Genomic DNA, 12,726 nt, shown 5'->3' with positions numbered 1-12,726 from the left:
CCTGGAGGTCGCATGTCGCGCAACGCCGAGTCCACCGCCTTCCGCAGCGCGCTGGAGGTCGTCCGCGGCGTCGAGCCGCGCGTCGCCGACGCCATCGCCGCGGAACTGGCCGACCAGCGCGAGTCGCTCAAGCTCATCGCCAGCGAGAACTACGCCTCCCCGGCGACGCTGCTGGCCATGGGCAACTGGTTCAGCGACAAGTACGCCGAGGGCACCGTCGGGCGCCGCTTCTACGCCGGCTGCCAGAACGTCGACACGGTCGAGGCGCTCGCCGCCGAGCACGCCCGCGAGCTGTTCGGCGCGTCCCACGCCTACGTGCAGCCGCACTCGGGCATCGACGCCAACCTGGTCGCGTTCTGGGCGATCCTGGCCGACCGGGTCGAGTCCCCCGCGCTGCGCAAGGCGCAGGCCCGGCAGGTGAACGACCTCACCGAGGCCGACTGGTTCGCGCTGCGCCGTGAGCTGGGCAACCAGCGGATGCTGGGCATGTCGCTGGACGCCGGCGGGCACCTCACCCACGGCTTCCGGCCGAACATCTCCGGCAAGATGTTCGACCAGCGCAGCTACGGCACCGACCCGGCCACCGGCCTGATCGACTACGACCGGGTGGCCGAGGCGGCCCGCGAGTTCAAGCCGCTGATCCTGGTCGCCGGTTACTCCGCGTACCCGCGGAAGGTCAACTTCCGGATCATGCGGGAGATCGCCGACTCGGTCGGCGCCACCTTCATGGTCGACATGGCCCACTTCGCCGGGCTGGTCGCCGGCAAGGTCTTCACCGGCGACTTCGACCCGGTGCCGCACGCGCACATCGTCACCACCACCACGCACAAGTCGCTGCGCGGCCCGCGCGGCGGCATGGTGCTCTGCGGCCCGGAGCTGGCCGACCAGGTCGACCGGGGGTGCCCGATGGTGCTCGGCGGGCCGCTGCCGCACGTGATGGCCGCCAAGGCGGTCGCGCTGGCCGAGGCACGCCGCCCCGACTTCGCCGACTACGCCCAGCGGATCGTGGACAACGCGCAGGCGCTCGCCGACGGGCTGCTGCGCCGGGGCGCGACGCTGGTCACCGGCGGCACCGACAACCACCTGGTGCTCATCGACGTGTCCGGGTACGGCCTGACCGGCCGGCAGGCCGAGCAGGCGCTGCTGGACTCGGGCATCGTGACCAACCGCAACTCGGTGCCGCAGGACCCGAACGGCGCCTGGTACACCTCCGGCATCCGCATCGGCACCCCGGCGCTGACCACCCGGGGCCTCGGCGCCGCCGAGATGGACGCCACCGCCGAGCTGATCCACACCGTGCTCAGCCAGACCACGCCCGGCACCGGCCCGGACGGCGCGCCGTCGAAGGCGAAGTACGTGCTGGACCCGGCGGTCGCCGAGTCCGTCGGCAAGCAGGCCGCCGACCTGCTCACGCCGTTCCCGCTCTACCCCTCGGTCGACCTGGGCTGAGCGCCCGACAACACGAAGCGGCACCCCGGGAGAAGGAGTTTCCCGGGGTGCCGGCGGTTACGGGGTCAGCGCAGCGGGCGCTTCAGGTGGTAGCGGTGGACCTCGGTGCTGCCCTGCACGTTGTTCACGTCCTCGGCGGCGGAGACCAGTTCCCAGCCCTCCCGGCCGACCCGGTTCAGGTGCGCGATGGCGGTGTCGCCGTACGCGGTCACGTCGGTGCGTGACCCGTCCGGGCCGTACCACACGAACGAGACGTGGAAATTGCGTCCCTGACCCTGATACCGACGAACGAGCAACGCGTACTCCCAGGCAACCATTGGTCCATTATCAACAGACGAACGGCGTCAGGAAACACGTAGTGTGCCGGAACCCTGACACTCCGGCGTCACGCTGCCGGACATGGTGTCCGTGACCAGCGCGGCGAGCCGGTCCAGCCCGAGATCGATCGACTCCGGTGTGACAGCGCTCACCGACAGCCGCAACGCATTCACCGGCGTGCCCGCATCGTAGAAGTGGGCCATCGGCGTCCAGAGCACGCCGTACTCGCGGGCCGAGCGGTGCAGCAGCGCGTCGTCGACCGGGAACGGGACGCTCACCACCACGAAGAAGCCGCCCGCCGGGACGGTCCAGGTGACCGGGCCGCCGGCCGGGAAGCGCCGGGCCAGGCCGTCGACCAGGTGGCGCAGGTTGCGGGCGTACGCGGCCCGTTCCCGCACGTTCGCGGCCACCAGCGAGCAGTCGTGCGCCAGCAGCGCGCCGCCGATCACCGCCTGGCTGATCGGTGACGTGTTCACCGTGACCATGCTCTTGATCTTCGCGAGGTGGTCGGCGAAGGGGACCACTGTGCCGTCGGCCTCCCCCACCCGCTGGTCGGCGACCACGTAGCCGACCCGGGCCCCGGGCAGCACGGTCTTGGCGAACGAGCCGAGGTAGACCACCCGGCGCGCGGTGTCCAGCGCCTTGAGCGTGGGCCGCCGCGCGGTGCCGTCGGCCGGGAACAGGCCGTACGGGTTGTCCTCGATCAGCAGCAGGTCCTCCTCGGCGGCCAGCTCCAGCAGCCGTCGCCGCTGCCCGGTGCCCATGCTGACGCCGGACGGGTTGGCGAAGTCGGGCATCACGTAGCAGGCCCGGGGCGTCAGCCCTTCCGCGCGGGCGCGGCGCACCCCGGCGCGCAGGTCGGCCAGGTCGACGCCGTCGGGCCCGCCGGCCACCGGGCGCACCGGCAGGTCGACCAGACGGGCCGCGCCGGTGAGCCCGACGTACGTGGGCGCGACAGCGAACAGCACGTCCGCCGGGCCGGTCCGCAGCGCGCGCAGCACCAGGAACATCGCCTCCTGGCAGCCAACTGTCACCACTATCGACTCCGGGTCGACGGTGAGCCCCTCGTCCACGGCGAGGTGCCGGGCGATCAGGTGGTGCACGACGCCCTTGGTCCGGCCGTACTGCAGCAGCGTCCGGTCCACGCCGGCCCGGTCCAGCCCGACGTCCTCGGCGAGGTGGCGGCGGAAGCGGTCCAGGTACGTGTGCAGCACCGCCGAGTCGAAGAACTCCTCGTACGGCCGCCCGGCCGCCAGCGACACCGCGTCCGGGTAGTGCTGCGCCACCTCGTTGAGGAAGTTCATCGAGTTCAGCGCCGGGTCGCCGACACTGCCGTGCAGCGCCGTGACGGCCAGGTCGACCGGTTCCACGTCAGCCTCCGATCCGGGTGCGCAGCCGCCGGGCCGAGGCCGGGTCCGGGCAGCCGCTGAGGATGAGCGCGTCGCGCAGTTCCGCCGCGAGCAGCGCGAGTGCCGCCTCGGCGCCGACCCGGCCACCGGCGGCCAGGGCCCAGAGCAGCGGCCGGCCCAGCAGCACGCCGTCCGCGCCCAGCGCCAGCGCGCGCAGCACGTCGACGCCGCCGCGGACGCCGCTGTCCAGCAGCACCGCGCACCGCTCGTCGACCGCCTCGACCACCTCGGGCAGCACGCTCGCGCTGGCCGGGGCGGCGTCGAGCTGCCGTCCGCCGTGGTTGGAGACCACCACGGCGTCCACGCCGGCGTCCGCCGCACGGACCGCGTCGCGCGCGTCCAGGATGCCCTTGACCAGCAACGGCACCCGGGTACGCTCCCGCAGCCACTCCAGGTCCGCCCAGCTCAGCGCCGGGGCGAAGACCGCGCCGGTGTGCACCGCCACCGCCGACACGCCGGGGGTGCCCTGGTGCGCCAGGTCGTCCCGGCCGCCGGGCAGGTTCGCGGCGGTGACGTGCGGCGGCAGCGCGAACCCGTTGCGGGCGTCGCGCAGGCGCCGCCCGAGCACCGGCACGTCCACAGTCACCATCACCGCCGCGCAGCCGGCCGCCGACGCCCGGTCGAGCAGGTCGGCCACCAGCGTCCGGTCGCGCAGCCAGTACAGCTGGAACCACACCGTCGCGCCGGTCGCCGCGATCTCCTCGATCGGCGTGCTGGCCAGCGTGCTGGCCACGTAGGGCACGCCCGCCGCGCGGGCCGCCGCCGCGAGCGCGGGCTCGCCGTCGGGGTGCAGCAACCGCTGGTACGCCATCGGCGCGACAGCCACCGGCAACGCGGCCCGGCCGCCGGGCAGCGCCGCCTCGGTGGACGGGTCGTCCACGCCGGCCAGCATCCGCGGCAGCACCGCCACCCGATCGAGCGCGGCCCGGTTCGCGGCCAGGGCGGTCTCGGCGCCGCTGCCGCCGTCGACGAAGTCCCACACGTCGGGCGGCAGCACCGCCCGGGCCAGCGCGGCGAAGTCGGCCAGGCTGACCGGCGGCACGAAGCCGTCCGCCGCGTCGGCGGGCGGCTGCGTGTCGCGTGCCGGGTCAGCCATGGCCGCCCGCGCCCACCGTGTTCCCGGCCGGGTCCACGCCCGCAGCGGACTCGCCCGCACCGGGCGTGCGGTCGAGCCCGAACGTGCGGCGCAGGAAGGCGGCGGCCCGCTCCTGGGCCTGCCGTCCGGCGTCGAACACGCCGGGCATGGCGAAGAACCCGTGCACCATCCCCGGGTAGTGGGCCGTCTCGGTGGGCACGCCGGCCTCGCCCAGCCGCTCGGCGTACCGCCGGCCCTCGGCGCACAGCGGGTCGTACCCGGCGGTGATCACGAGCGCCGGGGGCAGGCCGCCCAGGTCCTCGGCGAGCAGCGGAGACGCCAGCGGGTGGGCCGCGTCGCCCGGGTCGGCCAGGTAGTGGCTCCGGTACCAGCCCACCGAGTGCCTGTTGAACAGCATCGGGTCCTCGTCGTCGCCGGGGCGGTGCCCGGGCCGCTGGTCGGTGTTCGGATAGACCAGCAGCTGGGCGGCGAGCCGGGGACCGCCGTCGGCGCGGGCCAGCAGCGTGACAGCGGCGGCCAGGTTCCCGCCCGCGCTGTCCCCGCCGACCGCCAGCCGGTCCGGGTCGACGCGGAACTCGGCGGCGTGCGCGGCGAGGTGCCGCACCGCGGCGTGGCAGTCCTCCACCGCCGCCGGGAACGGATGCTCCGGGGCGAGCCGGTAGCCGACCGTCACGGTCTGCGCGCCGGTCAGGTTGACCAGCCGCCGGCAGATTCCGTCGGCGGTGTCGACGCTGCCGAGGGTCCAGCCGCCACCGAAGAAGTAGACGAGCGTCGGCAGCGGGCCGTCGCCGTCCGGCCGGTGGATCCGCACCGGCAGCGGCCCGGCCGGGCCGGGCACCGTCGTGTCGCGTACCTCGGCGACCGGCTCGACCGCGCCGGAGCCGGCACGGATCGCGGCGAGGTCGGCGGCGCGGGCCTCGGCCAGGGTCTGGGTGTAGAGCGGCACGGTCCCGGCGGCGGCCCGCGCGGTCCGCCACGCGACCACCTGCGGATCGAGTGTCATCCGGCCTCCCCTGTGGTGACGAAGAGCTTGTCGATGCCGCGCAGGAACAGACTCCCGCTGTACGTGTACGGCTGGGTGACGGCCAGCCGCGGGAAGCGCGCGAACAGGCGCGGCAGCCGCAGCCGGCCCTCCAGCCGGGACACCGCCGAGCCGAGGCAGAAGTGCAGCCCGACGCCGAAGGCCAACGACGGCGGGCCGGGACGGCGCGGGTCGAAGCGGTCCGGGTCGGGGAACCGGGCCGGGTCGCGGTTGGCGGCGGCGATCAGCAGCAGCACGTTGTCGTCCCGGTCGACCGGCACGCCGCCGAGGTCGACGCCGGCGGGCGCGGAGCGGGCCAGGAAGTGCACCGGGCTCTCCATCCGCAGCACCTCCTCCACGCAGCCCCGGGCCAGCGCGTCGTCACCGGGTAGCGCGGCGGTCACGTCCGGGTGGTCCAGCAGCAGCGGCAGGCCGTTGCTGAACATGTAGACGGTGGTGACGAAGCTGGCGTTGAACAGCACGATCAGGTTACTGATCAACTCGTCCTCGGTGAGGTCGACGCCGCCCGCGTCGAGCACCTCGACCAGCCCGCTGATCAGGTCGTGACCGGGCGTACGGCGCCGGTGGGCGATCAGGTCGCGGTAGTAGACGCGCAGCTCCTCGGCGGCCTGGTTGGCCCGGGCCAGCCGCTCCGGCGTCTTGCCGGACACGTCCATGTACTCGTCGATCCAGTCGACCCGCTGCCGGTACCAGGCCAGGTCGGCCGGGGGCAGGCCGATGAACTCGGCCATCACCAGCGCCGGGACCGGGTACGCGAAGTCGGCCACGAAGTCCACCTCGTGCCCGTCGGCGCCCACCTCGGCCATGTGGTCCAGGCGTTCGGCGACGACCCGCTCGATCACCGGCTCCAGCGCGACCAGCCGGCGCGGGGTGAACGTCTTCGCGAACACCGCGCGCATCCGGGTGTGGTCGGGCGGGTTGACGAACATCATCGACGTCAGGAAAGTCCGCAGGATCTCCTGCTCCTCCCAGCCGGGCGGGAAGCCCTTGTACCAGCCGGGATCGCGCAGGATCTGGTCCACCATGTCGTAGCCGCCGGCCACCGCGCTGACGGTGCTGTGCTCGGCGCGGGCCGGAACGGCGTTTATCGGCCCGTGCTCGTGCAGGGCCGCGTAGAAGGGATAGGGGTTCTGCCGGCCCTGTTCGCTGTAGAGCCCGGTCAGGATCTCGCTGACGTCCACTGTCTTTCCTCCCCAGGAAAACGGCGGCGGGGGCGGCGTCGTGTCGACCGCCGCCCCCGCCCGGTGTCACAGTCCGAGCAGCTTCAACGGCACCGCGTTCGCCATCGCCGCGGCTCCGGTGTCGTTCGGGTGGATGTGGTCACCCGAGTCGTACGCCGGCAGCAGCCGGCTGGGCTGCGCCGGGTCGCGCATCACCGCGTCGAAGTCGACGACGCCGTCGAACTCGGCCCGGCCGGGCCCGCGCAGCCAGGTGTTGACGGCCTGCCGGGTGGCGTCCTTCTCCGGCGTCCACACGCCCGGCCCGCCGTTGCCCTCGTACGGCATGAGCGTGCCGGCGATGCTGGTCAGGCCGCGCGCCTGGACCTGCCGGTTGAGCTGGCGCAGCGAGGCGATGATCGCCTCCGGGCTGTCACCGTTCATCCAGATGTCGTTGATGCCCAGGTGGGTGATGACGGTACGCACCCCGGTCTGCGGGAACACGTCCTCGTTGAGCCGGGCCAGCGCGTTCGGGCCCAGCTCGTAGTAGCCGGGGAAGTCGCCCGCGCCGGGCTCGGTGCCCTCGTGGTTGAGCCGGTTGCCGGCCAGGCTGAGGTTGAGCACGCCCGGCGTACGCGGCTCCGGGCGGGCGTCGATCAGCCGCTTGGCGAGCAGGTCCGGCCAGCGGCGGTCGGCGTTGACGGTGCTGCCGTTGCCGTCGCTGATGGAGTCGCCGAGCACCACCACGGAGCCGGGCGTCACCTTGCGCTCCACGTCGATGCCGGACAGGAACATCCAGCAGCAGTTGGGCCGGATGGTGAAGCCGGCGCCGTCGGCCGCCGAGGTGAGGTCGGTGGCGCCGATGAAGTTGGTGACCCGGGACTGGCCGTGGAACGTGACCGGCCCGGTGAGCACCGGGAAGTACAGGGTGACCACCAGGTCCTCCTGCTCGGCCACCGGGAAGGCCACCGGGTCGCTGAGCAGTTCGGCGCCCTTGTTGATGGTCGCCGAGCCGGCGCCGGAGAAGGTCAGCTGGCGGACGCTGGCCGGGACGATGTCGGACAGGTCGTCGGGGGTGGCGGTGTTCGGCCGGGCGATGGTGGCGCGGCCGACCTGGATGGCCTGCTGGCCGTAGAGGTTGGTCAGCCGCACCCGCAGGCGCGGCCCGCCCACCGAGGTCTGCACGGTCATCCGGATGCTCTGGTTGTTCAGGCCGGTCTCGGTCAGGCCCACGGTGTTCCCGCGGGTCACCGCCGCGGCCCAGGTCCCGGCCCACTCGGCGCGCCCGTGCCCGGCGCGGTCGGTGTCGGTCGGGCCGGCGCTCGCGGTGACCGCCGGGGTGGCGGCGATCAGCAGCGTTACGGCGGAAGCTATGACGTGCCATCTCTTCGGGGTCGGCATCGATCCTCCATGGTCGGCAGCCCCGGGCGTGACGCGGTCGGCGGCACCGGCCCGGGCGATGGACCGGAAACTAGCTTCCGGCGGTGACGAGCGTCAATCAACCTGATCGACATGATCAAATGCCCACGTCGCGGGACGCAGCGACGATCGGCTCTGTCCGCGGTGGACCGCCGCTGCCTAGGCTCGGAAGCTGGCGGCGGTGCGGTCGCCGACCTGGCACCTGCCGTCATGTCCCGGCCCTGACCTGGCCGGACGCCGCTCGCGGACCATGATGGGGGCTGCCCGATGACCGACCGGCCGAACTATGTGCACGAGGCGCTGGAGCTCTTCGCCGGCTTCGGCGACCGGGAGGCGCTCGTCGGCGGCGGACGCCGCCTCACCTACCCCCAGGTCGCCGCGCGGGTGCGCGGCCTGGCCGCCGCGCTGCGCCGGCACGGGGTACGCCCCGGCGCGGCCGTGCTGGTGATGCTCGGCAACACGGTCGAGGGCCCGTTGCTGCAACTGGCGCTGCACCTGCTGGGCTGCCGGAGCATGTGGGTCGCCCCGGTGACCTCGCGGCGGGAGGTCGACGAGTTCGTCGCGCTGTCCGCGCCGGAGGCGTTCGTGTACGACCCGCGCGACCCGCAGGCGGTCCAGATCGCGGCCGGGCTGTCCGGCGTACCGGTGCTCTGCCTCGGCCCCGGCGGCGCCGGACCGGACCTGACCGCGACGGCCGGCGAGCCGGCGGCTGAGCTGCCCGCCGACGCGCCCGCGCCGGAGTCGTTCCTGCAGACCAGCGGCACCACCGGCACGCCGAAGCTGGTGCACCACCGGGAGAGCTTCTACCGGCAGGTCCTCGCCCTGGCCGCCGACTTCCGGGGCGCCGGGTTCCCGCTGCTGCGGCACCTGTCGCACTCACCGATGTGGCTGGCCAGTGGCCAGATCACCACGCTGTTCAACCTGTTCACCGGCGGCGTGCTGTTCCTGCGCGAGCAGTGGGACCCGGCCGCGTTCATCGCGACAGTGGACGCCGAGCGGCTCACCTCCACATTCGTCACCCCGCCGATGCTCTACGAGGTGCTCGACCACCCCGACCTGCCGGGCGCCGACTTCTCCGCCATGTTCATGTTCAACGTGGGCGCCGGGCCCGCCGCGCCCGCCCGGCTGCGCCAGGCCATCGCCCGCTTCGGCCCGTGCCTGCGCATCGTGTACGGCCTCAGCGAGGCGGTGGTCATCTGCGCGCTGCCCGGGCTGACCGAGGACCCGGAGCACCCGGAGCGTCTGCGCTCCTGCGGCCGCCCGTACGGCGACGTGACGGTGGAGATCCGCGACGCCGACGGCAAGGTGCTGCCGCCCGGCGACGACGGCGAGGTGTGGGTCCGGACGAAGCTGAGCTTCGCCGGCTACCACGGCCGGCCGGAGCTGACCGCGGAGACGCTCGTCGACGGCTGGGTCCGCACCCGCGACATCGGCCACCTCGACGCCGACGGCTACCTCTACCTGGTCGACCGGTTGCAGGACCGGATCCTCACCCGGGCGCGCAGCTGGCCGATCTACTCCCGCCCGATCGAGGACGTGCTCGCCGGCCACCCCGAGGTGCGGGCCGCCGCCGTGATCGGCGTGCCGGACCCGGTCGCCGGGGAGCTGCCGTACGCGTACGTGGTGCCGGCGCCCGGCGCGTCGGTGACCGGCGAGGAGCTGATCGCGCTGGTGGTGCGGGAGCTGAGCGAGACGTGGGCGCCCGGCGCCGTGGAGTTCGTGGACGCGCTGCCGCTGAACCGGTCCGCGAAGGTGGACAAACGGGCGCTTCGGGCCCGGTACGCCGCCGCGCATCCCGCCGACGCCGACACGCTGGGCACCGTGATCGGCAGCTCGGCATGAACCCGCGCCGGGAGTTGTACACCCTGGTCGGCGCCGACCTGCTGTCCAACCTCGGCACCCGGATCTCCGTGGTGGCCATCCCCTGGCTGGTGCTGGAGACCACCGGCAGCCCCACCAAGATGGGACTCGTCGCGGCGGCGGAGACGCTGCCGTACATGCTCTCCAGCGCGCTGGCCACGCCGTGGGCGGACCGCTTCGGGGTACGCCGTACCTCCGTGTTCGTGGACGCGGCGAGCGCCGTCGCGATGGCGGTGGTGGCGCTGGCCCCCTGGCTCGGGTTCGGCCGGCTGCTGGTCCTGGTGGCGGTCGCCGGCGGGCTGCGCGGCATCGGCGACCGGGTCAAGCACGTACTGTTCAAACCGGCCGCCGAGCGGGCCGGGGTGCCGCTGATCCGGCTCACCAGCGCCTACGACGGCCTGGCCCGGGGCATGACGCTGTTCGGCGCGGTGCTCGGCGGACTGCTCATCGACTGGGTCGGGCTGACCCGGGCCATCTGGATCGACGCGGCCACGTTCGCGGTCTGCGCGCTGCTCATCGGCGTGCTGGTCCGGCCGCCCGCGCCGACTCAACCCGCACCCCGGGAGCCCTACCTGCGGGCGCTGCGCGGCGGCTTCGCGTACCTGCGCACCGACCGGACGCTGATGATCATGCTGATCGTGGTCTCGGTGTCGAACATGTTCGCCAACGCCAGCGTCGCGGTCTGGATCCCGCTCTGGGTCAACCAGGTGCTCGGCGACCCGGCCGGCTTCGGCCTGCTGCTCGGTGTGTTCTCGGGCGGCGCGCTGCTGGGCAACGTGCTGTTCACGATGTTCGGCACCCGGCTGCCCGCCGGGACGACGTTCGCGCTGGGGCTGACGCTCAGCGGCGCGCCCCGGCTGCTCGCGCTGGCGCTCAGCGACGACCTGGTCGTGGTGCTGGTGGTGACGTTCCTGTCCGGCATCGGCATCGCGGCGGTGAACCCGCTGCTCGGCGCGTCGCTCTACCAGCGGGTGCCGGGCGAGCTGCAGACCCGGGTGCTGGGCATCTCCGGGTCGGTGGCGTTCCTCGGCCTGCCCGTCGGCGCGCTGCTCGGCGGCTGGTCGGTGGCGCTGCTCGACCTCACCCCGGCGCTGCTGGTGATGTCGGTGGTCTGCCTGGTGCTGACCGTGGGACCGCTGCTGCTGACCCGCGGGTCCCACCGCCCGGCCCCGGAACCGGCGACCCCCACGCCGGTCTGAGCCGGGGTGTCGGTGGGCGGCGGTAGGGTCGGGGCCATGGCGACCTGGGACGACGTGCGGCGCATCGCGCTGGCCCTGCCGGAGACCACCGAGCGCGGCTCGTACGACGACCTGCCCGCCTGGCGGGTGCGCGACAAGATGTTCGTCTGGGACCGGCCGCTGCGCCGCAGCGACCTCGAAGCGCTCGGCGACGCCGCGCCGGACGGCCCGATCCTCGGCGCCCGGGTGCCCGACCTGGGCGCCAAGGAGGCGCTGCTCGCCGACGACCCGGCGGTCTACTTCACCACGCCGCACCTCGACGGCTACCCGGCCGTGCTGGTCCGGCTCGACCGGATCGCCGTGGACGACCTGACCGAGCTGATCACCGAGGCGTGGCACACCCGCGCGCCGAAGCGGCTCGCCGCCGCGCACCGGGCCGGGGCCGCGTGAGCCGCCCGGTGGACGCCGTCGTCTTCGACATGGACGGCACGCTCATCGAGTCGCACGAGGTGGTGCCGGCGGCGTACCGGGCGGCGGTGCGGGCCGGTGGCGGCCCGTCGTACACCGACGCCGAGGTCATCGCCGGCTACTCGATCGGCTCACCGTCCGACCTGCTGACGCACCTGCTCCGGCGCCCCGCCACCGCCGCTGACCTCGACCGCTACCACACCGAACTGGCCGCGACGGCCGGGCGGGTGAGCGTCTACCCCGGAGTCCCGGAGATGCTCGCCGACCTCGCCGCCCGGGTGCCGGTGGGCGTGTTCACCGGCGCGAGCCACCAGGCGGCGGAGATCATGCTCGACCGGGTCGGCCTGCTCGGTCACTTCCGGGTGGTCCTCGGCGGCGACCAGGTCACCCGCCCCAAACCGGCGCCCGAGGGCGTCGAGGTGGCCTGCCGGCGGCTCGGCGTGCCGGCCGGCCGGGCCGCGTACGTGGGCGACTCGCCGCTGGACCTGCGCGCCGCCCGCAGCAGCGGCGCGGTGGCGGTGGCCGCCGCGTGGGGCCATCAGTACGATCCGGCCGAACCCGCCGACCTCAGTCTGTCCCGGCCCGGCGAACTGCTGACCCTGCTGAGCTGAGCCTCTTTTGCCGCGCCGGGCGCTCGGCTAGCCTGCCGATCATGGCATCGACGTTGACCGAGGCGACTGATCCGTGGTGCCTGCGTCCGGGCGAGGCCACCGAGCTGCTGCGCGGGCACCCGTGGCGCCGGTTCGTGGTGCTCGGCGACAGCGTCGCGGAAGGACTGTGCGAGCCGGTCGACGGCTACCCGGACCTCCAGTGGGCCGACCGGATCGCCGCCGAGCTGCGCGCCGTCCGGCCGGAGCTGGCGTACCTGAACCTGGGCCGGCGCGGGCTGCGCGCGCACGAGGTGCGGGCGGCCCAGCTGGCCGACGCGCTGGCCTTCGCACCGGATCTCGCACTGGTGGTGTGCGGCGGCAACGACGCGTTCCGGTCCGCCTACGACCCGGACGCGGTCGACGCCGAGCTGACCGCCATGATCACCGCGCTGCGGGAAGCGGGGGCGGACGTGATCACGGTGGGCATGTTCGACGTCTCGCACAGCCCGGCCGTGCCGGAGACGCTGCGCGCGGGCCTGGGCGAGCGGATGCGCCGGCTGTCCCGGCACACCCGCGGCGTGGCCGAGCGGCTGGGCACGCTGCACGTGCACCTGACCGACCATCCGCTGGTGGCCGACCCGTCGCTGTACAGCAGCGACGGGCGGCACGGCAGTGCCCGCAGCGACGCGATAGCCACAGCCGAAACCCTGAAGGTCCTCTCCCCCCCCCCCCCCCACCCC

Annotated in this window: 12 protein-coding genes; 6 read left to right on the top strand and 6 right to left on the bottom strand. The window is 73.9% G+C overall.

Going from position 1 to position 12,726, the window contains the following annotated elements:
• Positions 1 to 12 precede the first annotated feature (12 nt).
• The gene (locus BAW75_RS03610) at positions 13 to 1,449 is read left to right on the top strand and encodes a glycine hydroxymethyltransferase (protein ID WP_030499908.1); all 1,437 of its coding nucleotides are present in this window, start codon (positions 13 to 15) and stop codon (positions 1,447 to 1,449) included.
• A gap of 65 nt (positions 1,450 to 1,514) precedes the next feature.
• Here the strand turns inward: BAW75_RS03610 and BAW75_RS03605 are convergent, their stop codons facing one another.
• From BAW75_RS03605 to BAW75_RS03580, 6 genes are all read right to left on the bottom strand, one after another.
• The gene (locus BAW75_RS03605) at positions 1,515 to 1,766 is read right to left on the bottom strand and encodes a hypothetical protein (RefSeq protein WP_013286617.1); all 252 of its coding nucleotides are present in this window, start codon (positions 1,764 to 1,766) and stop codon (positions 1,515 to 1,517) included.
• Between the two features lie 27 nt (positions 1,767 to 1,793).
• Entirely contained in the window at positions 1,794 to 3,137 is a 1,344-nt protein-coding gene (locus BAW75_RS03600) for an aminotransferase-like domain-containing protein (protein ID WP_104112618.1), read from the bottom strand.
• 1 nt (position 3,138) lies between these two features.
• Positions 3,139 to 4,272 carry an alpha-hydroxy acid oxidase gene (locus BAW75_RS03595; RefSeq protein WP_104112686.1) on the bottom strand — a complete coding sequence of 378 codons (1,134 nt, stop codon included), beginning with the start codon at positions 4,270 to 4,272 and terminating at the stop codon, positions 3,139 to 3,141.
• The gene (locus tag BAW75_RS03590; protein ID WP_231915428.1) at positions 4,265 to 5,275 is read right to left on the bottom strand and encodes an alpha/beta hydrolase; all 1,011 of its coding nucleotides are present in this window, start codon (positions 5,273 to 5,275) and stop codon (positions 4,265 to 4,267) included. Before BAW75_RS03590 ends, BAW75_RS03595 begins: the two co-directional genes overlap by 8 nt.
• Complete coding sequence (locus BAW75_RS03585; RefSeq protein WP_104112617.1) at positions 5,272 to 6,495, bottom strand: cytochrome P450; 1,224 nt, start codon at positions 6,493 to 6,495, stop codon at positions 5,272 to 5,274. The genes BAW75_RS03590 and BAW75_RS03585 overlap by 4 nt, the downstream gene beginning before the upstream one ends.
• A 66-nt stretch (positions 6,496 to 6,561) precedes the next feature.
• Entirely contained in the window at positions 6,562 to 7,872 is a 1,311-nt protein-coding gene (locus BAW75_RS03580; RefSeq protein ID WP_043323654.1) for an SGNH/GDSL hydrolase family protein, read from the bottom strand.
• A gap of 285 nt (positions 7,873 to 8,157) precedes the next feature.
• Here BAW75_RS03580 and BAW75_RS03575 point away from each other — a divergent pair, with 285 nt between their 5' ends.
• From BAW75_RS03575 to BAW75_RS03555, 5 genes are all read left to right on the top strand, one after another.
• Positions 8,158 to 9,732 carry a class I adenylate-forming enzyme family protein gene (locus BAW75_RS03575; protein WP_104112616.1) on the top strand — a complete coding sequence of 525 codons (1,575 nt, stop codon included), beginning with the start codon at positions 8,158 to 8,160 and terminating at the stop codon, positions 9,730 to 9,732.
• Positions 9,729 to 10,949, top strand: a complete 1,221-nt coding sequence (locus tag BAW75_RS03570) for an MFS transporter (protein ID WP_104112615.1) — start codon at positions 9,729 to 9,731, stop codon at positions 10,947 to 10,949. Before BAW75_RS03575 ends, BAW75_RS03570 begins: the two co-directional genes overlap by 4 nt.
• Before the next feature lie 36 nt (positions 10,950 to 10,985).
• Positions 10,986 to 11,378, top strand: coding sequence for an MmcQ/YjbR family DNA-binding protein (locus BAW75_RS03565; protein WP_043323649.1), 393 nt, complete (start codon positions 10,986 to 10,988; stop codon positions 11,376 to 11,378).
• Positions 11,375 to 12,007 carry an HAD family hydrolase gene (locus BAW75_RS03560; protein WP_104112614.1) on the top strand — a complete coding sequence of 211 codons (633 nt, stop codon included), beginning with the start codon at positions 11,375 to 11,377 and terminating at the stop codon, positions 12,005 to 12,007. Before BAW75_RS03565 ends, BAW75_RS03560 begins: the two co-directional genes overlap by 4 nt.
• A 41-nt stretch (positions 12,008 to 12,048) precedes the next feature.
• The coding region (locus tag BAW75_RS03555; RefSeq protein ID WP_104112685.1) for an SGNH/GDSL hydrolase family protein at positions 12,049 to 12,726 on the top strand (678 nt) is incomplete at its 3' end.

Origin of the sequence: Micromonospora chalcea (assembly GCF_002926165.1) — a bacterium.
GTDB lineage: Bacteria > Actinomycetota > Actinomycetes > Mycobacteriales > Micromonosporaceae > Micromonospora > Micromonospora chalcea.
Note: the sequence above shows the minus strand (reverse complement) of the source record. Positions and strands in the feature narration are given on the sequence as shown.